This window comes from Kribbella sp. NPDC050241 (assembly GCF_044459685.1).
Taxonomy (GTDB): Bacteria; Actinomycetota; Actinomycetes; order Propionibacteriales; family Kribbellaceae; genus Kribbella.
In genome coordinates, this window is record NZ_JBITJE010000005.1 from 241684 (window position 1) to 262910 (window position 21227).

Consider the following 21227-nt stretch of genomic DNA (forward strand, 5'->3'; position numbering starts at 1 on the left):
GCGACATGCGACTGATTGGCGGGGTGGTCATAGGTGTTGCGCTTGCTGTCGTCGGCGCAGGTTCGGCGCTTGGTGCGGGCCTGAAGGACGCTCCCGAGTGTGAGTCGTTCTGGGTGTCGCCGGCCGGGAACGATGCCGGTCCGGGGACGCAGCGCAAGCCCTGGAAGACGGTCGAGCATGCTCGCGACACTCTGCGGTTCACGAAGCCTGCGTGTGCGCCGGTCGTGAACCTGAGGGCCGGGACCTATCAGGTCGACAAGACGATCAGCTTCGACGATCGCGACTCCGGGGTGACGTACCGGAGTGTGGACGGGCCGGGGAAGGCGGTGTTCGAGGCGGCGCGGGAGGTCACCGGGTGGACGGCGTACCAGGACGGGATCTTCAAGGCGCCGGTCGACATCGACCAGCCGTTCTACAGCCTGTACGTCGACGGGAAGCCTGCGACCACAGCGCGGTACCCGAACCGGCAGTCTGACGACGCGTGGGCGCCGTACCTGCGGTCGATCCTGTTCGACTCGACCAAGGAAGCGGTCCGCGACCAGCTCGGATTCAACGCTGGTGACATCGACCCGTCGTGGGACCTGCGTCTGGGTACGTCGTGGCCGGCGCAGGTGACGGTGTGGTCGGGCGGGTCGTGGTCGTGGTTCACCGACACGATCCCGATGCTCGACATCAACTTCACCAAGAAGCGGACGACGCTGGTCTACCCGGCGCGCTACGGCTTCATCAACTCCGGCGGCGGCTCGCGCTACTTCGTGCAGAACTCGTTGAGCCTGCTCGACCAGGCCGGCGAGTACTACCTGGACTACCCCGCGAAGACGCTCTACTACAAGCCGGCCGGCGGCACGATGGACGGCGTACACGTGATGCGCCCGACGCAGACACAGGTGTTCTCGATCGCCGGCGCATCCGCGAACCGGCGGGTGGAGAACCTGACCCTCGACGGGCTGACGATCCAGCACACCGACTTCATGGAGTGGTACCGGTACGGCTGGAACCAGACCGGTGACTCGGGGTTCAAGCGCAAGTACCCGAAGTACGACACCCAGATCGAGCTGCCGCGGAACCGGTGGGGCGCGATCACGCTCACCAACACCCGGGGCGTCAAGCTGACCCGAATGCACCTGCAGCAGACCGGGTTCACCGCGATCGAACTGCTCTTCGCGAACGAGAAGACCACGGTGTCGGACAGTCTGCTCGAGCACCTCGGCAACGACGGCATCAAGGTCGAGGGCGGTTGGCCGGGTGAGGGCGATGTTGCCCACGGCAACACGTTCACCAACAACTACATCCATCACATCGGCGAACTGGTCCCGGGCGACTCCGCCGGCGTGGAGATCATGAACAGCGGCGGCAACGAGATCAGTCACACCGTCGTCGAGCACGGCGCCCGGTACGGCATCAGCATCGAGTCCCGGCCGGAGATCCCGAACGCGGACAACTACGCCAGTGGCAACACCGTCCACCACGTGCGGCTGTCGCACCTCGCCCAGGACAGCGGTGACACCGGTCCGTTCTACGCGTACGGCGTACGCAACCAGCCGCCGTACACCCCGGACGCGGCCGTGTCCCAGCTGATCATCGACGACGCGAACGCGGATCCGTCGATGCCGGACAGCAAGCCGTACGGCGTACACATGGACTTCGGCGGCTGTGCCTTCGCGTTCTCCGACATCAAGGTGACCAACACCGAGAGCGACCCGTACCACGGGCCGTCGGCGGGACCGTGCGACACGTTCGCCAACGTCAGCTGGGAGCCCGGGTTCGACGACTCCCGGATGCAGTACGACCAGATCGGCGTACTGCCGTCCTTCCCTTACGAGAAGCCCTGAGGTACGCGGATCACTTATGGACAAGGAACGGTATGTAGGCAAGGTCGCGCTGATCACCGGAGGTGCCTCCGGGATCGGCGCGGCCACCGCCCGCCGGATCGCCGCCGAGGGCGGCACCGTGATCGTGTGTGACAGAAACGGCGATTCCGCGGCGAAGGTCGCCGCGGAGGTCGGCGGGCGGGGGTACGAACTGGACGTGACGGACCTCGCTGGGACTGCTCAGCTCGTCGCATCGCTTGACGCCGTTGACGTCCTGGTCAGTGCAGCCGGGGTCGACGTGTGCGACACCGTACCGAACACCTCGCCCGACGAATGGCAGACGATCCTCGATGTCGATCTGACCGGCGTCTACAACTCCTGCCGCGCCGTACTGCCTCGGTTCGTCGAGCAGGGCGGCGGGGCGATCGTGACGATCTCCTCGGCGATCGGCACGGTGGGGGAGCGCAACCGGTCGGCCTACTGCGCGGCGAAGGCCGGCGTGGAGAACCTGACCCGCGCGATGGCGCTCGATCACGGCCGGGCCGGCGTCCGCGCGAACTGCGTCGCGCCCGGTCTGATCGACACACCGCTGATCCGCAACGGCAAGGTCGGCGGCGCGGATGATCCGGGCGCGATGCAAGTGATGGTCGACCGGCATCACGCGCTCGGCCGGATCGGACAGCCGTCGGAGGTCGCGGCCGCGATCGCGTTCCTCGCCAGCGACGACGCGTCGTTCATCACGGGGACCGTCCTGCCGGTGGACGCGGGATGGACCGCCCAATGAGCATTCTCGACGGCTACCGCGTCCTCGACGTGTCGGTGGCGATGGCCGGGCCGCTGGCCGCGATGCGGCTCGGCGACCTGGGCGCGGACGTGGTCAAGGTCGAACCGGTGACCGGCGAATGGCAACGGCACACGGCGGCCGGTGGCGCCACCGGGAACGAGGTGAACGCGTCGTTCCTGTCGCTGAACCGGAACAAACGCAGCCTCGCAGTCGACCTGAAGTCTGCCGAGGGTCGCGAGGTGGTCCATGAGCTGGTGAAGTCGGCCGACGTGTTCCTGCAGAACTACCGGCCCGGTGTCGCCGCCCGGCTCGGCCTGGACCACGACACCTTGCGCGCACTGAAGCCCGACCTGATCTATGTGTCGATCTCCGGGTACGGCGAGACCGGTCCGTACGCCGACTGGCCGGGACAGGACCTGCTGGTCCAGGCGATGAGCGGTGCGTTGTTCAGCGCCGGTCGTCCGGACGAGCCGCCGGTCGCCGCGCCGTACTTCCTTGCCGACGCGGTCACGGCGTACAGCGCCTTCGAAGGGGTGCTGGCCGCGTTGCTGCATCGCGAACGCACTGGCGAGGGGCAGCTCGTGCAGGTCAACATGCTGGACGCCGTGATCGCGCTGCAGATGCAGGAGTTGTCGGTGCACACGGTCGGTGGCATTCCACAGACGAGGTCCGAGGAGGTGCACGCGCACAGCTACATCCGCGCGCCGTACGGCATCTTCACGACCGCCGACGGCTATCTCTCGCTGGCGTTCGCCAACCTGCCGGTGCTGGCCGAGGTGCTGGACGCACCTCAGCTGGCAGGGCTGGATGCGGAACGGGACGGCTTCACCCGGCGCGATGAGATCGCCGCGGCGGTGTCGAACGCGTTGCGGCGGGAGTCGACCGACCACTGGTTGCACAAGCTGCGCGAGCGCGGTGTCTGGTGTGGGCCGGTGCTGTCGTACGCCGACGTGCGCACGGATCCGCAGGTGCTGCACAACGGCTCGTTCGTCACGTACGAGCACCCGACCGAGGGCGCAGTGACGACACCGGGGTTCCCGTATCGGTTCAGCCGGACGCCTGCGGAGGTACGGCGGCCTGCACCGCTCGTCGGCGAGCACACCGATGAGCTGCTCGCCGAGCTGGGACTGTCGTCGGAGCAGCGGCAGGCGTTGCTCCAGCAAGGCGCGGTGGTTTCGCCGTGACCGGGCAACTGCGCGGGCTGACCTGGGATCACCCCCGTGGCTACCGGCCGTTGGAGGCGTTCAACGAGTCCGGCGTACAGGTGGTGTGGGATCGACAGCCGTTGTCCAGGTTCGAGTCCACGCCGTTGGCGGAGCTGGCCGAGGAGTACGACCTGCTCGTGGTCGATCATCCCGGGCTCGGGGCGGCCGTCGAGGCGGGCGCGATCCTGCCGGTGGAGGACGTGTTCGCGGCGCGGGATCTGAAGGTGTGGCGGTCGCGGGCGGTCGAGCCGACGTGGGACAGCTATCGGTTGCACGGGTACGGCTGGGCGCTGCCGATCGATGCGGCGACGCAGACGTGTCTGTATCGGCCGGACCGGCTCACCACGCCGCCCGCAACCTGGTGTGACGTACTGGAGACGCCGGGCGTCGTACTGTGTGTCGCTGGGCCGCATGCCGGGTTGATGTTGCTCGGACTCGCCGGCGACCGGACTGGGGCTCGGTTGCTCGATCGGGATCGAGCGGTCGAGGCGATCCGGGTGCTACGCGCGGTGTGGCAGCGAAGTGATCGGAGTGTGGCGGAGCTCGATCCGATCGGGATCCACGAGCTGCTTGCTGAGAGCAACGAGCGGGTGTGCTGTCCGCTGGTGTACAGCTATGCGTACTACGGTGCCGTGGGGGAGGACCGGCAGCCGCTGGCCTGGTCGGCAGCGCCGCGGTTGCGGCCGGCGGACCGACTGGCCAACAGCACGCTGGGCGGGACTGGACTGGCTGTGACTCCGCGGGCCTACCGACACGTCCTGGCGGTGACGAAGTACGTGCGCGGGTTGCTGGACGTCAGCACTCAGTTGGATGTCGTGTCGACGGTCGGCGGGCAGTCGGCGACCGCGGTCGTGTGGGCGTCCGACGTGGTGGACAAGGCGTGGAACGGGCACTACTCGGCCACGCTCAGCACGCTCACGACGTCGTACATCCGGCCACGGTTCGACGGGTGGATCGCGTTCCAGGGCGAACTGTCGGAGCGGGTGCGGGAGCTGCTGGACGACGCCAGTGATCCTGGGGCCGCGGTCGACCGGATCGAGGACGACTACCGGAGCGTGAGTCATGGATGACGGCCGGATCGCCTTCGAGCAGGACGGGTACGTCGGGCTGCTCACGCTCGACCGGCCGGCCAAACTGAACGCGGCGACCCGTTCGATGAGCGCGGAACTGCTCGAGCTGATCCCGAAGATCGACGAGGACGCTTCGATTCGGGCAGTCGTCGTGACCGGTGCGGGCGACCGGGCCTTCTCCGTCGGCAGCGACATCGGCGAACTCGACCGCTACGACGGCCCCTGGCACTTCCGGAACCGCCGCGACTACTGCGACGCCTTACGCGCCCTGCGTACGCCGGTGATCGCGGCGATCAACGGCTACGCGTACGGCGGTGGGCTCGAGCTGGCGCTGTCGTGCGACATCCGGCTGGCGTCGTCGTCGGCGAGTTTCGCCGCGGCCGAGATCAAGCTCGGGTGGATCGGTGGTGGCGGCGTGACCGCACTGCTCGCGGCGTCGGTGCCGGCCAGCGATGCGGCGATGATGCTGCTGACCGGTGATCCGATCGACGCGGCGGAAGCCTTGCGGATCGGGCTGGTCAGCCAGGTGCTGCCGCCTTCCGAGGTGTTGCCTGCTGCAACCGAGTTGGCGCACCGGATCGCTGCCCGGCCACCGATCGCCGCGCAGGCGGCCAAGGCGAACCTGCGGGCCGCGTGGTCGATGGGACTCGAACAGGCCATCCAGTACGAGCGTGAGCTGCAGGCCGTTGCTCTCGGTACCCGCGACGCAGCCGAAGGCCGTGCAGCCTTCGCGGAGCGTCGTACCGGCGACTTCGAAGGACGGTGAGCTGTGCCCGTTGAGATCGCACCGGGAATCCATCGGTTGGCAACGGACTACCCGCATGTGTGCGGGCTGCCGTTGTGGCTGCACGTGATCGACGCGGGCTCCGAGCTCGTGCTGCTCGACGCGGGGATCGCCTCCACCCCGGAGGTTGCGACGGCACCCGAGTTGGCTGGGCTGGGCCTCGGGCTGGCCGACCTGACCCTCGTCGTGAACAGTCATGCGCATCCGGATCACATGGGTGGGAACGCCGTACTGAAGAGGGCGAGTGGTGCGCGGGTGGCCGCTCCAGCGGCGGAGGTGGGCTGGTTGGAGGACAACGAGCTGTTGCTGACCGAGCTGTGGGGCTCGGATCCGGCCGCCATGGACCTGTCGTCGGCCGAACGCTCGGAGCTGCTCGAGATGCTCGACGAGCGCGTTCGGGTCGACGTACTGCTCCGCGACGGCGATTACCTTCCGCTCGATCGCTCACTGCGTGTCATGACGACGAGCGGCCACAGTCCTGGCCATATCGCCGTACTGGACGAGTCGTCCCGAACCCTGTTCTCCTTCGACGATGTGCAAGGCCGCGGTCAGCCTTACCTGGACAGCTCCACCTGGTTGGCTCCGCTCTACACCGACGTCGACCGGTACGTCGGCGGACTGAATCGCCTGCTGGAGTTGGACTTCGACGCCCTCGTTCCGTCGCATGGCGACGTGCTGGACTCGGTTGCCGGTCGCAAACGCATCACCGAGAGCCTGGAGTGGGTGGCTGAGGTCGAAGCGCTGACGGTGAAACTCCTGCGGACGAAGGGTTCGCTCATGGTCCGTGAACTGGCCACGGTCATCGGCACCGACCTGGGCAACTACGGAGGCATCAACCTCCAGACGGTCCGGATGGCCCGCGCACACCTGGAACACCTGGCCCGGCAGGGCGACGTCGAACCCCGCTGGCACCACCGGCCCTGAACCGCCGCTCATTTCTGAGCCGCTGACGCGCTGCCGATTCGCATCGGGTCGAGCCGATTCGCGGATGACTCTCCGGCTGGAGCTGCGCCACTCCCCAAAACACGACAGCATCGAACAGGGGGGAACGGAAAGCGCTCTCCCGCTGGGAGAGCGATGTTCACCGACGACGCAGGGAGTGTCGCGTGGCTCGAGCCGACGAAATCCTCAGCCCCGAAACGAAACAAACCATGGTGATCGATCAAGCGCGGCCGACCGACTCGGGACCCCCGGGCACCTCGACCGCCGGGAGATCCGCACCGCCCGCCGGCGGCCAGCAGCTGTCCTGGTGGGCGCGAGCTCGCCGGGACAAGGTCCTGCTGCTGATGGCGATCCCCGGTCTGGCCTTGATGCTCGCCTTCCACTATCTGCCGTTGCTCGGCAACCTGATCGCGTTCCAGGAGTACCTGCCGTTCGTTCCGTTCGGACGCAGCGCCTGGGTCGGGCTGGACAACTTCGCGGTGATCTTCAACGGTGACGCAGAGTTCCTGAACGCCTTGAAGAACACGCTGCTGATCACGCTGGTCCAGGTGATCTTCGTCTTTCCGGCGCCGATCGCGCTGGCCCTGTTGCTGAACAGCCTGCTGTCGGAGCGGATCAAGCGCGTCGTGCAGTCGGTGCTGTACCTGCCGCACTTCCTGTCCTGGGTGATCGTGATCGCGATCTTCCAGCAGATCCTCGGCGGCAGCGGCCTGATCAACAACACGTTGCGGGCCCGAGGCATCGACACGATCGACTTCCTCGGCAATCCCGACAGCTTCATCGCGCTGCTCACCAGCCAGGTGATCTGGAAGGACTCGGGGTGGGGGACGATCTTGTTCCTGGCCGCGCTGACGCAGATCGATCAGGGGCTGTACGAGGCGGCCCGGGTCGACGGAGCGTCGCGTTTGCGGCAGTTGTGGCACATCACCGTGCCCGGGATCCGCGGGTTGATCATCCTGCTGCTGATCCTGCGGCTCGGCGACTCGCTCACCGTCGGCTTCGAGCAGATCATCCTGCAGCAGAACCTGGTCGGCAGACCGGCCAGCGAAGTCCTGGACACCTACGTCTACAACAACGGCGTACTGGCCGGCCAATGGGGAGTCTCGGCCGCGGTGGGTCTGGTCAAGGGTCTGTTCGGCGTCGCCCTGGTGATCGGCGCCAACAAGGTCGCACACATCTTCGGCGAGGCGGGGGTGTACCAGAAAGCATGAGTACCCAGACGAATCTCATCCGGCCGCCCGGTACCCGGCGGTCGACGATCGACGAGGTGCCGACGATCCCGACTCGGGCACTCAAAGGCATCGTGCTGGTGCTGTGCTGCGCGGTGGTGATCATCCCCTTCATCGGAGTGATCTCGACCAGCATCGCCAGCCAGGCGCATGTCACCAACTCCGGCGGCTTCGTGCTCTGGCCGGACGGCATCAACTGGGGCTCCTACCGGGCGATCTTCAACGGCGGTGTGGTGCAACGGGCACTGCTGGTCAGCTTCGTGATCACCCTCGGCGGCACCCTGGTCAGTCTGGCCGGATCCACCATGCTGGCGTACGCGCTCAGCCGGCCCGGCTCGTTCGGCCAGCGGCCGATCCTGATGATCGTGCTGTTCAGCATCCTGTTCAGCCCGGGGATGATCCCCAACTACCTGGTGGTGAAGGAGTTCGGCCTGCTCGACTCGCTGCTGGCGCTGGTCCTGCCGACCGCGATCAACGGCTTCAACGTGATCGTGCTCCGCTCGTTCTTCATGAGTATCCCGGCGTCGGTGATCGACTCGGCCCGGGTCGACGGTGCCGGTGACTTCCGGATCTTCTGGTCGATCGTCCTCCCGCTGTCGCGGGCAGTCCTCGCGGTGATCGGCCTGTTCTACGCGGTCGGGTACTGGAACGCGTTCTTCAACGCGATGCTCTACATCAACGACACGGCCAAGTGGCCGCTGCAGCTGGTACTGCGGACCTACGTCATCAACAACACCGAGCTCAGCAGTGGCGATCTCGGTGGAGCGTCGGCCGACCAGCTTCCGCCTCAGGAGTCGATCCAGATGGCGATCCTGGTGGTCTCCCTGGTTCCGATCCTGATCGTCTATCCGTTCCTCCAGCGGCACTTCACCAAGGGCATGCTGACCGGGGCGGTGAAGGGATGACCATGAGCAGCAAACGGATCAGCAGACGAACGCTGCTCGGTGGATCGCTGGCCGCGGCCGCCACTGCCGGAGGCCTGAGCGGTTGTGCCACGGTGACGCGATCGACCGACATCGCGGCCTTGAACAGGCCGGTCGCGTTGCCGACGTACAAGCCGTTCGACGGACCGAAGCCGGACCTGCCCCGGAGCCATCCGTTGATGCCGGACTGCTTCTACCAGTTCCCGGCCGATCCGACCCGGGTCACCGAGGGCGCGCCCGCAGACGGCGAAGGCATCTCCGGAAGCGTCCCGACGTCGAACCCGATTCCGCCGACCGCCGATCGCAATCCGTACTGGCAGGAGCTGAACCGCAGGATCGGTTCACCGCTGGACCTGACCATCACGTCGGCCACCGGCTCCGACTACACCAACAAGTTCGCGACCTCCGTGGCAGGAGACACGCTGGGTGATCTGTTCAACGTCGACGGCAAGTTCTCCTACCTGCCACAGTTCCTCGAGGCTCGGGCCCAGGACCTGACCGAATACCTGTCCGGTGACGCGATCCTGGAGTACCCGTTCCTGGCCAACCTGTCGGCCGACTCGTGGCGTGGATGCGTGTTCTCGGGCGGCATCCGGGCGGTCCCGATCCAGCGCGGCGTAATGTCGTCCAACCTGCTGCTGGCCCGCCAGGACCTGCTCGACCAGTTCGGTGTCGAGCTCGGCTCGCCCACCGTGGACGAGTTGAACAAGGTCGCCAAGGCGGTGACGGACGGGAAGAAGAATCGCTGGGCGTTCGCGGTCCCACCCGCGGCGGCGCTGAGCGCGATGCTGGGGCTGCCGAACGGCTGGGAGGTTCGCGACGGCCGCCTGGTGCACAGCCGGGAGCTCCCGGAGCAGAAGGAAATGCTCGCGATCTCCACGAAGATGCAGGCCGACGGGCTGATCCATCCCGACGGGGTGGCGAAGAACAACCAGAAGGTCTGGTTCAGTCAGGGCTCGGCGGTGATGACGCAGGACACCTACTCGTCCATCCAGAGCTTCTACCGCCGCGCCGTGGCGAAGAACTTCGCCATCGCGCTGCCGGTCGTGCGTGACAGCGCCGGGAAGGTCGGGCGGTTCCTGCTGGGGTCGCCGAACAACTCGATCGCGGCGATGCGGCCCAGCTCGCCGGAGCGGACCAAGATGCTGTTGCGGGTGCTGAACTGGATGGCCGCGCCGTTCGGGACCGAGGAGTATCTGTTCCGCAAGTTCGGCCTGCCCGGGCGGCACTACACGCTGAAGGGCACCGACCCGGTCCTGACCGAGGCCGGCGGCAGCGAGGTCTGCCTGGGCGAGTTCCCGATCCAGTACCTGGCCGACGGTGGATATCCGGTCTACTTCCCGGGCCACCCCGAGGCGGTCGATGTTGCCTACAGCCACCTCAAGACGATCCTGCCCACGGCGATCCTGCAGCCGACGTACGGGCTCTACTCACCGACCGACTCGACCAAGGGCAAGGTCGCCGACAAGGACTTCGAGGCGCTCACCAAGGAGATCCAGCTCGGCCGCTCCGATCTCTCGGACTGGGACAAGGCCGTCGCCAACTGGCGCAAGTCAAGCGGCGACGCAATCCGCCACGAGTACGAACAAGCGATGTCCATCCAGGGCCGAAAGTAACGACCAGCCGCACGCACCGCCCGCGGGGCGGTGCGTGCGGCCCTCTCTCACTGACAGCGGAGGGTGTCCAGGTCGGGTGCCTGACCCATCGCGTGGTTGCCCGCGTCGTTGGGGTGGAGGCCGTCGCCACCGTCGTACGCGGCTTGGAGGCGACTGGGATCGGCGGGATCCCGGGTGGCGGCGTCGAAGTCGACCACGCCGTCGAACTCGCCGCTCGTACGGATGAACGTGTTCACAGCCTGCCGCGCAGCCTCCTTCTCAGGCGAGTACACGAATGAACCGCCAACAGGCGTGAGCGTCCCACCGACGATGCACCGCCCACTGGCGTGAACCCGCGCGATCAGCTGCCGATACCCATCGATCAACTCGTCACCAGTAGCACCCGCATAGATGTCGTTGATCCCTTCCAGCAACAACACCGTGCGTACGCCGGGCTTCGTCAGCACGTCCTTGTCGAGCCGCGCCAACGCACTCGCCCCGGCACTGCCCGCCTTCGCGATCCCACCGAGCACGCGGTTCCCCGAGATGCCCTCGTTGGAGATCCCCAGCCGCCGGTGCTCCGGCAGTTGCCCGTACCGATCCGCCAGCACGTCCGGCCACCGGCGGTTCGTGTCGATCGTCGTACCGACCGACGACGTGATCGAATCGCCCAGCGTCGCCACCGTCTCCACCTGCTGCGGCGCCGTCACGATCGCCGCGTTGACGAAGTACCACGCCGACGACTCGGTCTGGTACGTCGTCGCCGACTCGTCCGCCGAGTGATCACCGGAGGTCGACTTGTAGCTGTGCTGCATGGCCCGGTTGTGCGCCGTGATCACACCCGTCGTACCGACCACATGCAGACTCACGGTCAGACTCGTTTGCGCCGGCACCGGTCCCGCCAGCGGATCACTGATCGCCATCGCCCCCGGCGGAATCGTCACCGATGTCTTCCCGCCGAACGTCAACCGCCGGCTCGACCCCGGTACGACGCTCGCCCCGGCGTCCTGCCGCCCGACGTACACCGAGTCCGTCACCAACGGCTGATCGCCGTTCGCGTTCGACACCCGGATCCGCAGATCCTTCCCGCCGACGCTCGTCCGCACGATGTTCCGCACCGTGACCTCGTTCAGCGTCCCACCCGCGATGTCGTCACTCGCACCCCATGTCGTCACCACCTCCGTCCCACCCGGGCCCGGGCCATCATCAGGTGTCGCGGCCGCCACCAGGCCCGCCGCACCCACCGCCGTCACCAGCAAACTCGCGCCCATCCGGCGCCACGAAAGAGAAACCATTTCCCGAGTCAAGCCTGAATAGACATGCCGTGCAATCGTTTGCGTGGCAACGAGCGCCGGGCGGTCGCAACCGGCGGCCGAACGGTTCCGGTCGTCAGGGACAATGGGTGGTGATGACGCTGACTGAGCAACTGCCGGGGACGACCGAGCCTGACGACCTGTACGACGCGTTCGCGCGGTGGGTGGGGGAGCAGGGGATCTCGTTGTACCCGGCGCAGGAAGAGGCGTTGATCGAGGTGATGACGGGATCGAACGTGATCCTGTCGACCCCGACCGGGTCAGGGAAGAGCCTGGTCGCCACGGGCGCGCACTTCGCGGCGTTGGCGGACGGTCGGCGGACCTTCTACACGGCGCCGATCAAGGCTCTGGTGTCGGAGAAGTTCTTCGCGCTCTGCGACGTGTTCGGCGCCGACAAGGTCGGCATGCTGACCGGAGACGCATCGGTGAACGCCGGGGCCCCGATCATCTGCTGCACCGCCGAGGTGCTGGCGAACGTCTCGCTGCGCGAGGGCTCGGCCGCGGACGTCGGCCAGGTGGTGATGGACGAGTTCCACTTCTACTCCGAGCCGGACCGCGGCTGGGCCTGGCAGGTGCCGCTGCTGGAACTGCCCGACGCCCAGTTCATCCTGATGTCGGCGACCCTCGGCGACGTCGAGCGGTTCAAGATCGACCTGTCCCGCCGTACCGGCCGCCCGACCGCGATCGTGTCCTCGGCCGAGCGTCCGGTCCCGCTGATCTACAAGTACGTCACCACCGCGTTGCACGAGACGCTCGAGGAACTCCTCACCACCCACCAAGCGCCGGTGTACGTCGTCCACTTCACCCAGGCCGCCGCGCTGGAACGTGCCCAGGCGCTGATGAGCATCAACGTCTCCTCGAAGGAGGAGAAGGAGAAGATCAACGAGCTGATCGGGAACTTCCGGTTCAGCAAGGGCTTCGGCCGGACTCTGCAGCGTCTGGTCAAGCACGGCATCGGCGTCCACCACGCCGGCATGCTGCCGAAGTACCGCCGTCTGGTCGAGCAGCTCGCCCAGGCCGGTCTGCTCAAGGTCATCTGCGGCACCGACACCCTCGGCGTCGGCATCAACGTCCCGATCCGGACCGTCGTACTCACCGCCCTGAGCAAGTACGACGGACGCCGGCAGCGGATCCTGAAGGCGCGCGAGTTCCACCAGATCGCGGGTCGCGCCGGCCGGGCCGGCTACGACACGTCGGGCACAGTCGTCGTCCAGGCGCCGGATCACGTGGTGGAGAACGTGAAGGCGCTGGCCAAGGCCGGCGACGACCCGAAGAAGCAGCGCAAGGTGCAGCGCAAGAAGCCGCCGGAGGGTTTCGTCACCTGGGGAGAGGACACCTTCGACCGCCTGGTTGCGGCCGAGCCCGAGGCGCTGCAGTCCCGGATGCGGGTCAGCCACGCGATGCTGCTGAACGTGATCGCCCGCGACGGCAACGCGTTCGAGAGCATGCGGCACCTGCTTCGCGACAACCACGAGGACTCGAAGATCCAGGTCCGGCTGATCCGCCGCGCGATCCAGATCTACCGCACGCTGCTCACCGCCGGTGTGGTCGAGCGGCTGGACGAACCCGACGAGAACGGCCGCACGCTGCGCCTGACCGTGGACCTGCAGAAGGACTTCAGCCTGAACCAGCCGCTGTCGACCTTCGCACTGGCCGCGCTGGATCTGCTCGACCCGGAGGATCCGTCCTACGCGCTGGACGTGGTGTCGGTGGTCGAGGCGACGCTGGAGGACCCGCGGGCGGTGCTCTGGGCGCAGGAGCACCACGCCCGCGGCGAGGCCGTGAACGCGATGAAGGCCGAGGGCATCGAGTACGACGAGCGGATGGAACTGCTCGAGGACGTGACCTGGCCGAAGCCGCTCAACGAGTTGCTCGAGGCAACGTTCGAGATGTACCGGCAGACGCACCCGTGGATCGCGGACTCCGGCCTGTCGCCGAAGTCGGTGGTCCGGGACATGTTCGAGCGGGCGATGACGTTCGGCGAGTTCATCGGGTTCTACGGACTCGCGCGGTCGGAGGGCGTCGTACTGCGGTATCTGAGCGACGCGTACAAGGCGCTGCGGCAGACGGTGCCGCCGGACAAGGTGAACGAGGACCTCACCGACCTGATCGAGTGGCTCGGCGAAGTGGTCCGGCAGACCGACTCCAGCCTGCTCGACGAGTGGGAGGAGCTGACCAACCCGACCACCGAGGAGGTGACGGAGGTGGTCCCCGCCGGACCGCGCCGGATCACGTTGAACACGAGGGCTTTCCGGGTCCTGGTCCGCAACGCCATGTTCCGCCGCGTCGAGCTGGTCGCCCTGCACCGCTGGGCCGAGCTCGGCCAGCTCGACTCCGAGTCGGGCTGGGACGCCGGCCGCTGGGCCGAGGCAGGTACGGCGTACTACGCGGAGCACGAGGTGGTGGGCACCGGCCCGGCGGCCCGTGGTCCTGCGCTGTTCATGATCGAGGAGCACCCGGGCTACTGGGAGGTCCAGCAGATCATCGACGACCCCGAGGGCAACCACGACTGGCGTATCACCGCCAGCGTCGACCTCGCCGCCTCCGACGAGGCCGAGGACCTGGTCCTGGAAATGGCGTCGTTCAAGCCGCTGTAGTCACCGGGGTCTCGAGGGTTCGGACTTCGCGGACGAACATCGGGAGGGCGGACAGGGCGATGCCGATGGATCCGACGGCGACGGCCGCGGTGGAGCCGAAGGTGCTGCCGAGTACGCCGCCGAGCGCGGCGCCGATCGGGAGGACGCCGAAGGTGAAGGTGCGGTACGCGCCGTTGCTGCGGGCCAGTGCGGTGCGGGGGATGAGCAGTTGGCGGATCGTCACGGACAGGACGTTGGCGCTGCCGAGACCGATGCCGGACAGGAACTGCAGTACGCCGAGGAGGACGCCGTACTGGATGCCTCGGCCCGGGAGGAACGCCAGCAGGAGCGGCAGGCCGGTCGACAGGATGAGTGAGGCACCGAAGGCTCGGCCGTAGCCGAGGCGTTTGGCCAGACGGAGACCGAGCATGGCGCCGACGAAGGCGCCGGCCCCGCCGGCACTGAGGGCGATGCCGTACCCGCCCGCGGACAGGCCACGCTCCTTGACCGCGAGGACGACGAGGTTGACGACCAGGATCTGCGCGGACGCGTTGTAGAGCGCGGCGTGGGCGGTCAGCGAGCGCAGGAACGGGCTGACCTTGATCTGTCGAACGCCTTCCCACAGACCTGGTCGATCGTCAGTGGCGTGCGGTGCGGCCTCCGGTCGTCGCGCCGATCCGACGCCCACGGCGCTGGCCAGGTAGGAGACGGCGTCGACGAGGAGGGCGACGGCTGGTCCGAGCACCTGGACCAGGATTCCGGACAGGCCCGGGCCACCGACCTGTGCGGCGGTGGACGAGCCCTGGAGTGCGCGGTTGGCGGACGGTAGATCGGCCTCGGCGACGAAGTCCGGGAGATAGGCGAACGACGCGATGTCGAACACCACACTCGCCGCCCCGACCAGGAAGGCGACCGCGACCAGCAGCAGCAGGCTGAGCTGGTCCATCGCCCAGGCGAGCGGGATCACGATTAGCGCCGCGGCGCGGATGATGTCGGCGGCGATCATCACCCCGCGCTTGCGCCGCCCTTCGAGCCAGTGCCCGGTGAGCAATGGCAGCGCCGCGCTGGGCAGGTAGGTCGCCGTCGCGATGGCGCTCACGCCTGCCGCTCCCGCGTCGAGGGTCAGCGCAGCGGTCAGCGGAAGCGCGACCGCGGTCACGTGAGTGCCGACCGCGGAGACCGTCTGTCCCGCCCAGAAGCGCTTGAAGTCGCCGTCCACCGTTACCAGTACCTCCGCCTCATCCAGTAACTTCGTTACCGGATCATGCCCCATGGCCGGTAACGTGGCAACTGTGATTCAGCCCGGCGAGCGCACCCCTGCCCCTGAGCCGCTGACGCTTGTGCAGGACCTGGTGAACACCGTCGACCTGGAGATGGAGCAGGACGCGCTGACGAAACCCGCGGACCTGCGCGCGTTCTGCGCCGACCACGGCCTGCCCGGTCTCCGGTTCGATCGGGCTGACCTCGCGGACGTGCTGATCCTGCGCGAGGCGGTGCGGGATGTCTGCCAGGCGCACGCCGGCATCGACGTACCGGCGGAATCCCTCACCGTGCTCGATCGGCTGCTCGCCGACGCGCCGCTGACGCTGGCGCTGTCAGCCGACGGAGGCGCGACGGTCCGTCCGGCAGACGGCCTGACCGGCGTTCAGGCGCTGGTCTCCCGTCTCGCGGCGGACATCGCCACCTCGGTTGCTGTCGGCAACTGGCCGCGGCTCAAGGCGTGCGCCGCCGACACCTGCCGCTGGGTGTACTACGACCGCAGCCCGGCCGGTCGCAGCCGCTGGTGCACGATGTCCCTCTGCGGCTCCCGCAACAAGATGCGCACCTACCGCGCCCGCGCCTGACCCCGGATCCGTAGACCGCTCGGAACCATCAACATCTCCATCTGGGGAGGCGAACAGGCCGGATTGGGGTAGGTACCCTCCCCGAACGGCACTCCGCGGGAGTAGGCCCGGTCAGAATCCCAGCAACCTGCCGCCGCGCCCGGGGGTGGCGGCACCGGTCACTGTCATCCGGCAGCAGGTACGAATCGCGCCACCGGTGCCCTCGGCAACGAACTGTGGTTGTCCACGGATTCAGGCTTAGCCTTCCCGAGAGGCCAGACTAGGGCCAGGTGACGTCGACCTCGGTGGGGGCCTCGTAGTCAACGCCTGGTACGTCGAAGCCGTACAGGCGCCGTACCTCCGCGAGGAACCAGGTGGTGTCGGCGACGTCCGCGATGTTGTCCTGCGTCGCGGACTCCCACTGCGCGCGAACGGCCGCCTGCACGTCGTCGGCCAGCTCCCAGCGGTCGAGTCGAATGCGGCCCTCGTCGTCGAGATCCAGCGGTGTCTCGCCGGTCAGCTGATCCCACAGGGCGACCGACTGCTGCACGGGAGTCTGCAGTCCATTCCCAAGCACCTTGTGCAGCAGGCTCACGTACAGACCGATGCCCGGGATCGCCGACGACGCCTGGGTCACCGCGGCACCGTTGACCGACGTCATCGCCTTCACGCCGTCCTTGGCGAGCGTGACCGCGGTCTGCTCCAGGTCAGCCTTTGCGGCGCCGATCGAACCCTGCCGGTAGATCGGCCCGGTCAGCTCGGACCCGATGTAGGTGAGCGCGACCGTGGTGAAGCCGGGCTTCAGCAGCCCACGCTCGTCGAGCGCCGAGATCCAGCGAGCCCAGTCCTCGCCGCCCATCACCTTCACCGTCTGGGCGATCTCGTCCTCTGTCGCGACCTCGATCCCGACCTCCTGCAGAACCGGCTGCCCGTCCTCGTAGGCCAGGCTCTTGGTGGTGTGCGGTGCGCCGATCGCCTTGATCGCCGACTGGAACGTCTCCTCGGTCCTCGGATCGACCCGCCGCGGCGCGGCGACGCTGTAGATCAGGTGGTCGACCCCGCCGAACCGCTCGGCGATCAGCCCGAGCACCTCGTCCTTGGTGGTGTCCGCGAACGCGTCGGCGTTGATGAAGCGGAAGTCTCGACCGAACTCGGCCGCGAGCACAGCCGTCTCCGCTGTGCGGTACCAACCCGCGGTCGCCGTACGCCGAGCCGTCGGTGCCTTCTCGAAGGACACACCGATCCCGTCGATCCCATAGCGTGCGAGGCCCGCGATGGTCGCGGCCAGACCGTAGCCGGAACTGGAGCCGATGACGAGCGCGGTACGGCGCTCTGGTGCACGGCGCTCGACTTGGCCGGCCAGGTCCCGGACGACCCGGGCACAGCCGGCCGGATGCGAGTCTAGGAAGAGGAATCCACGGCCCAGGGGCTTGATCACGCGCTCACTCATGCCAGGACCCTAACCCGGCCCAGAGCGTCGACGGGGCAGAGTGCCACAAGAGTGCGCAGGAAAGTCCGGTTCAGTTCCAGTACAGTTCCGCGTCGTCGGGCTCGACTGTGACGTCGGCGCCGAGGCGGCGGAGGTTGCCGGCGAAGTCTGTGTAGCCGCGGTGAACGTGGTGAGCGGCGGAGACGAGCGTCTCGCCCTCGGCCGCGAGCCCGGCCAGCACGAGCGCGGCGCCGGCCCGGATGTCGCTCGCCACGACGGGAGCCCCTGACAGCCGCGGTACGCCGCGGACCACGGCGTGGTGCCCGTCGGTCTGGATCTGCGCACCCAGGCGGGTCAGCTCCTGCGCGAAGGTGAACCGGCCCTCGAACAGGTTCTCCGTCACCATCGCCGCGCCGTCACTCAGCGCGTTGAGCGCGATCACGAAGGCCTGCAGGTCGGTCGCGAAGCCCGGGTACGGCAGCGTCACCACGTCCACCGGCTTCGGCCGGTCGTCCATCCGGACCCGGAAGCCCGGGTTCAGCACCGTGATCTCGGCGCCGGCCTTGTGGAGCTTGTCCAGCGGCAGTTCGAGATGGTGGGCGTGCCCGTTGGTGATCGTCACGTCACCCTTGGTGATCGCGGCCGCGAACGCCCAGCTCCCGGACACGATCCGGTCCGCGACGACGGTGTGGTCGACCGGGTTGAGCGGACCGGCCACACCGCTCACCTCGATCCGCGGTGTGCCGGCGCCGTCGATCTGGGCGCCCATCGCGACCAGCATCGCGGCGATGTCCTGGATCTCCGGCTCGCGGGCCGCGTTCTCGATCACCGTGGTGCCCTTGGCCAGCACGGCGGCCATCATGATCGTCTCGGTCGCGCCGACGCTGGGGAAGTCCAGCCAGACCTCGGTGCCGTGCAGGCCCTGCGGTGCTTCGGCGATCACGAAACCGTGCTCGATGTGCACCTTCGCGCCCATCGCCTCCAGGCCGGCGACGTGCATGTTCAGTCCGCGCGAACCGATGTTGTCGCCACCCGGCAGCGCCACCTCCGCCTTGCCGCAGCGGGCCAGCAGCGGTCCGAGGACCGAGATCGACGCCCGCAGCTTGCGCACCAGCTCGTAGTCGCACTGGTACCGGACCTCATGCGGTACGGCGATCGTCGCCAGCTGCGCGTCCGCGTCGACCGTGACCTCACAGCCGAGCGTCTCCAGCAACTGGGCCATGAAGGCCACGTCCAGGATGCCCGGTACCTGCCGCAGCGTCGTCGTACCTTCTGCCAGCAGGGCGGCCGCCATCAGCTTGAGCACACTGTTCTTCGCTCCAGCGACCTGCACGGCTCCCTCGAGCCGTGCCTCACCCGCGATCCGAAACCGTTCCACCCGCTGACTGTAGCGAACCGGTGTCCCCGGACATGCGTAGAGTCCTTCCATGGCTGTGAACTTGACGCGGATCTACACCCGGACCGGTGATGCCGGTGAGACCCGCCTGGGCGACAACTCGACGACCTCGAAGACCGATCCGCGGCTGGCGGCGTACGGCGAGGTGGACGAGGCGAACTCCGCCATCGGCGTGGCCATCGCGGCCGGTCACCTGAACAGCACGCTGGTCGTGTTGCTGACCAGAGTCCAGAACGACCTGTTCGACGTCGGCGCCGACCTGTGCAACCCGATCACGCCGAACCCGGAGTACCCGCCGCTGCGGATCACCCAGGAGTACGTCGACCGCCTGGAAGGCTGGTGTGACGAGTACAACAACCGCCTCACCAAGCTCCGCTCGTTCATCCTCCCCGGAGGTACGCCGGGCGCCGCGTACCTGAACGTCGCCCGCACTGTGGTCCGCCGGGCCGAACGCGCCGGTTGGGTCGCGGTCCAAGCCCACGGACCGTCGGTCAACCTGCTCGCCCTGCAGTACCTGAACCGTCTCTCCGACCTGCTGTTCATCCTCGGCCGCGTCGCCAACCTGTCCTCCGGCGGCGACGTCCTGTGGGTCCCCGGAGGCGAGCGCAAGTCCTGAGACTTACCCCAGCTGCCAGTTGAGCGGCATCCGCAGCAGACCGGCGGGCGGCAGGCCCAGAGCGCTGTAGAGACTGGTGGTCAGCCCGTCGAGAGTCAGCGGTTGCGCGGTCACAGCGAGGTCGTCCGTGGTTGTCGGCGGGCGTAGGCGTTCCAGCAGGTTGCGATGGGGGACGGTCGCCAGGGCGACCTCGTCGCGGTCCAGACCGGCGCGGTCGCAGGCCAGAGTGAGCGCGTGCTGGAAGCCACCGAGCTCGTCGACCAGTTTGCGGTCGTGAGCGTCGGCGCCGGTCCAGACCCGACCCCGAGCCAGGGACTCCAACTGCTCCTCGGGGAGACCACGGTCCAGGGCGGCCTTGGCGACGAAGTCCTTGTAGATGCGGTCGAGCGTCTCCTCCAACCGGGCCCACTGCTCGTCGGTGAACTCCTCCTGCGCCGAGTACATCCGCGCGTTCTCACCCTCCGACACGGCCTCCTGCGTGATCCCGATCCGGCCCAGCGCGTCCCGTACGACGCCTTTGCCGGTCAGTACGCCGATCGATCCGGTGATCGTGCCGGGTTGCGCGACGATCACGTCGGCCGGCATTGCGACGAAGTACCCGCCGGACGCGGCCACCGTGCCCATCGAGGCGATCACGGGCTTCCCGGTGGACCGCAGCCGCAGTACCTCGTTGCGGATCGCGTCCGAGGCGACGTACGAGCCGCCCGGGCTGTCGACCCGCAGGATGACGGCCCTCACCTTGTCCTCTTCGGCCACGGCACGCAGCGCGGCGCCGACCGTGTCGGAGCCGGAGCTGGGACCGCCGAGCGGGCTGCCGGAGTTGCGGCCGACGTTGATGCCGCCGGAGACGCGGACGACAGCGACCATCGGCTTCTGCGGCCAGGGGAGGACCTTGCGGAGCTCCTCCAGCGTGCGGGGGCCGCGGCGGATGTACCGCTCGGCGAGCAGTCTGGTGGTTTCGCCGAGCCCCTTCTCCAAAGCGTCGTACACGTCGGACCGGTAGCCGAGGCGGTCCACCAGTCCGGCGTCCAGTCCGGCCTGTCCGGACAGCGGTGCGGTGTTCACGAGCTCCCGCACTCGAGCCGTGTCCAGCCGTCGTCGTACGGCGATGCCCTCGACGATCTGCTCGAACGCGGACTCGGCCAGCCGGGACGCCATCTCCCGCGCCGGAGCGGTCATCTCCTTCTCGGTGAAGGTGTCGGCGGCGGTCTTGTACTCACGCCGCTTGCCGAACTGCGGGATCACTCCGGCCTTGTCCAGCGCCCCGCGGACGAAGACCGCCTGCACGGAGACGCCGGTGATGCCGAGGTCACCGGACGGCTGCACCCAGATCTCGTCGAACGCGGTCGCCAGGTAGTACGGGACGGTGCCGCCGCCGACCTCGCCGAACGACTCCGTCCAGGCCAGGGCGGTCTTGCCCGACGTCCGGAAGTCGGCGACCGCCTCGCGCAGGTCCTGCACCTGGGCGAGCGACAACCGATGCCCGCCCAGGTGCGCGACCAGGCCGACGACTTCGTCGTCTCGCGCGCCCTTCCGCAACGCCGCCACCAGCTCGCGCAGTGTCGGCAGATGCCGCGCGCGGAACGCGGCCACCGGCGAAGCAGGCGGCGTCTCGAGTACACCCCGGGTCAGATCCAGCTCCAGCAGAATCCCCATACCCCGACATTAGACGCCGCCCGCAACCCCCTACTTCACTCGCCGACCGTGTACCGGTACAGGGAGCCGTTGGAG

17 protein-coding genes are annotated in these 21227 nt (G+C 68.0%); 12 read left to right on the forward strand and 5 right to left on the reverse strand.

Annotated elements, in window-relative coordinates:
* The first annotated feature begins 5 nt into the window (after positions 1-5).
* The 9 genes from ACIBG5_RS24700 to ACIBG5_RS24740 all read left to right on the forward strand — a co-directional run bounded on the left by ACIBG5_RS24700 (position 6) and on the right by ACIBG5_RS24740 (position 10364).
* On the forward strand, positions 6-1832 hold the full coding sequence (locus ACIBG5_RS24700) for a right-handed parallel beta-helix repeat-containing protein (protein ID WP_396393828.1): 1827 nt from the start codon (positions 6-8) through the stop codon (positions 1830-1832).
* A gap of 16 nt (positions 1833-1848) precedes the next feature.
* Positions 1849-2595, forward strand: a complete 747-nt coding sequence (locus ACIBG5_RS24705) for an SDR family NAD(P)-dependent oxidoreductase (protein WP_396393829.1) — start codon at positions 1849-1851, stop codon at positions 2593-2595.
* Positions 2592-3779: a CaiB/BaiF CoA transferase family protein gene (locus tag ACIBG5_RS24710; RefSeq protein WP_396393830.1), complete on the forward strand. Its 1188-nt coding sequence runs from the start codon at positions 2592-2594 to the stop codon at positions 3777-3779. The genes ACIBG5_RS24705 and ACIBG5_RS24710 overlap by 4 nt, the downstream gene beginning before the upstream one ends.
* Positions 3776-4870 (forward strand): hypothetical protein, encoded by a 1095-nt coding sequence (locus ACIBG5_RS24715; protein WP_396393831.1) that lies wholly within the window; start codon positions 3776-3778, stop codon positions 4868-4870. The genes ACIBG5_RS24710 and ACIBG5_RS24715 overlap by 4 nt, the downstream gene beginning before the upstream one ends.
* A complete protein-coding gene (locus tag ACIBG5_RS24720; protein ID WP_396393832.1) occupies positions 4863-5636 on the forward strand; it encodes an enoyl-CoA hydratase/isomerase family protein in 774 nt (257 codons plus the stop codon). The genes ACIBG5_RS24715 and ACIBG5_RS24720 overlap by 8 nt, the downstream gene beginning before the upstream one ends.
* 3 nt (positions 5637-5639) lie before the next feature.
* Positions 5640-6578, forward strand: coding sequence for an MBL fold metallo-hydrolase (locus ACIBG5_RS24725; RefSeq protein WP_396393833.1), 939 nt, complete (start codon positions 5640-5642; stop codon positions 6576-6578).
* A gap of 227 nt (positions 6579-6805) precedes the next feature.
* The gene (locus ACIBG5_RS24730; RefSeq protein WP_360440233.1) at positions 6806-7807 is read left to right on the forward strand and encodes an ABC transporter permease subunit; all 1002 of its coding nucleotides are present in this window, start codon (positions 6806-6808) and stop codon (positions 7805-7807) included.
* Complete coding sequence (locus ACIBG5_RS24735; protein WP_360440236.1) at positions 7804-8730, forward strand: carbohydrate ABC transporter permease; 927 nt, start codon at positions 7804-7806, stop codon at positions 8728-8730. The genes ACIBG5_RS24730 and ACIBG5_RS24735 overlap by 4 nt, the downstream gene beginning before the upstream one ends.
* Before the next feature lie 2 nt (positions 8731-8732).
* Complete coding sequence (locus tag ACIBG5_RS24740) at positions 8733-10364, forward strand: extracellular solute-binding protein (protein WP_396393834.1); 1632 nt, start codon at positions 8733-8735, stop codon at positions 10362-10364.
* A 47-nt stretch (positions 10365-10411) separates the two neighbouring features.
* Here ACIBG5_RS24740 and ACIBG5_RS24745 read toward each other — a convergent pair whose 3' ends face one another.
* A complete protein-coding gene (locus ACIBG5_RS24745) occupies positions 10412-11638 on the reverse strand; it encodes an SGNH/GDSL hydrolase family protein (RefSeq protein ID WP_396393835.1) in 1227 nt (408 codons plus the stop codon).
* Between the two features lie 113 nt (positions 11639-11751).
* Here ACIBG5_RS24745 and ACIBG5_RS24750 point away from each other — a divergent pair, with 113 nt between their 5' ends.
* Entirely contained in the window at positions 11752-14253 is a 2502-nt protein-coding gene (locus tag ACIBG5_RS24750; RefSeq protein WP_396393836.1) for a DEAD/DEAH box helicase, read from the forward strand.
* Here the strand turns inward: ACIBG5_RS24750 and ACIBG5_RS24755 are convergent.
* Entirely contained in the window at positions 14240-15505 is a 1266-nt protein-coding gene (locus tag ACIBG5_RS24755; RefSeq protein WP_396393837.1) for an MFS transporter, read from the reverse strand. The genes ACIBG5_RS24750 and ACIBG5_RS24755 overlap by 14 nt on opposite strands.
* 19 nt (positions 15506-15524) lie before the next feature.
* Here ACIBG5_RS24755 and ACIBG5_RS24760 point away from each other — a divergent pair, with 19 nt between their 5' ends.
* Positions 15525-16076, forward strand: coding sequence for a CGNR zinc finger domain-containing protein (locus ACIBG5_RS24760; RefSeq protein WP_396393838.1), 552 nt, complete (start codon positions 15525-15527; stop codon positions 16074-16076).
* Between the two features lie 259 nt (positions 16077-16335).
* On the opposite strand, the gene fabV is transcribed toward ACIBG5_RS24760, so the two are convergent.
* Entirely contained in the window at positions 16336-17505 is a 1170-nt protein-coding gene (gene fabV, locus ACIBG5_RS24765; protein WP_396393839.1) for an enoyl-[acyl-carrier-protein] reductase FabV, read from the reverse strand.
* 70 nt (positions 17506-17575) lie between these two features.
* The gene (murA, locus tag ACIBG5_RS24770; protein ID WP_396393840.1) at positions 17576-18862 is read right to left on the reverse strand and encodes a UDP-N-acetylglucosamine 1-carboxyvinyltransferase; all 1287 of its coding nucleotides are present in this window, start codon (positions 18860-18862) and stop codon (positions 17576-17578) included.
* A gap of 49 nt (positions 18863-18911) precedes the next feature.
* On the opposite strand from murA, the gene ACIBG5_RS24775 reads away from it, so the two are divergent.
* Positions 18912-19496, forward strand: a complete 585-nt coding sequence (locus tag ACIBG5_RS24775) for a cob(I)yrinic acid a,c-diamide adenosyltransferase (protein ID WP_396393841.1) — start codon at positions 18912-18914, stop codon at positions 19494-19496.
* Between the two features lie 3 nt (positions 19497-19499).
* Here the strand turns inward: ACIBG5_RS24775 and sppA are convergent, their stop codons facing one another.
* Positions 19500-21152, reverse strand: a complete 1653-nt coding sequence (sppA, locus tag ACIBG5_RS24780) for a signal peptide peptidase SppA (RefSeq protein WP_396393842.1) — start codon at positions 21150-21152, stop codon at positions 19500-19502.
* Positions 21153-21227 lie beyond the last annotated feature (75 nt).

What these genes read in the sequence shown, in the direction of transcription:
- ACIBG5_RS24700 (WP_396393828.1), top strand. Translation starts at nt 6, where the DNA reads ATGCGACTGATTGGCGGGGTGGTCATAGGTGTTGCGCTTGCTGTCGTC.
- ACIBG5_RS24705 (WP_396393829.1), top strand. Translation starts at nt 1,849, where the DNA reads ATGGACAAGGAACGGTATGTAGGCAAGGTCGCGCTGATCACCGGAGGT.
- ACIBG5_RS24710 (WP_396393830.1), top strand. Translation starts at nt 2,592, where the DNA reads ATGAGCATTCTCGACGGCTACCGCGTCCTCGACGTGTCGGTGGCGATG.
- ACIBG5_RS24720 (WP_396393832.1), top strand. Translation starts at nt 4,863, where the DNA reads ATGGATGACGGCCGGATCGCCTTCGAGCAGGACGGGTACGTCGGGCTG.
- ACIBG5_RS24730 (WP_360440233.1), top strand. Translation starts at nt 6,806, where the DNA reads ATGGTGATCGATCAAGCGCGGCCGACCGACTCGGGACCCCCGGGCACC.
- ACIBG5_RS24735 (WP_360440236.1), top strand. Translation starts at nt 7,804, where the DNA reads ATGAGTACCCAGACGAATCTCATCCGGCCGCCCGGTACCCGGCGGTCG.
- ACIBG5_RS24740 (WP_396393834.1), top strand. Translation starts at nt 8,733, where the DNA reads ATGAGCAGCAAACGGATCAGCAGACGAACGCTGCTCGGTGGATCGCTG.
- ACIBG5_RS24745 (WP_396393835.1), bottom strand. Translation starts at nt 11,638, where the DNA reads ATGGTTTCTCTTTCGTGGCGCCGGATGGGCGCGAGTTTGCTGGTGACG.
- ACIBG5_RS24750 (WP_396393836.1), top strand. Translation starts at nt 11,752, where the DNA reads ATGACGCTGACTGAGCAACTGCCGGGGACGACCGAGCCTGACGACCTG.
- ACIBG5_RS24755 (WP_396393837.1), bottom strand. Translation starts at nt 15,505, where the DNA reads ATGGGGCATGATCCGGTAACGAAGTTACTGGATGAGGCGGAGGTACTG.
- fabV (WP_396393839.1), bottom strand. Translation starts at nt 17,505, where the DNA reads ATGAGTGAGCGCGTGATCAAGCCCCTGGGCCGTGGATTCCTCTTCCTA.
- ACIBG5_RS24775 (WP_396393841.1), top strand. Translation starts at nt 18,912, where the DNA reads ATGGCTGTGAACTTGACGCGGATCTACACCCGGACCGGTGATGCCGGT.
- sppA (WP_396393842.1), bottom strand. Translation starts at nt 21,152, where the DNA reads ATGGGGATTCTGCTGGAGCTGGATCTGACCCGGGGTGTACTCGAGACG.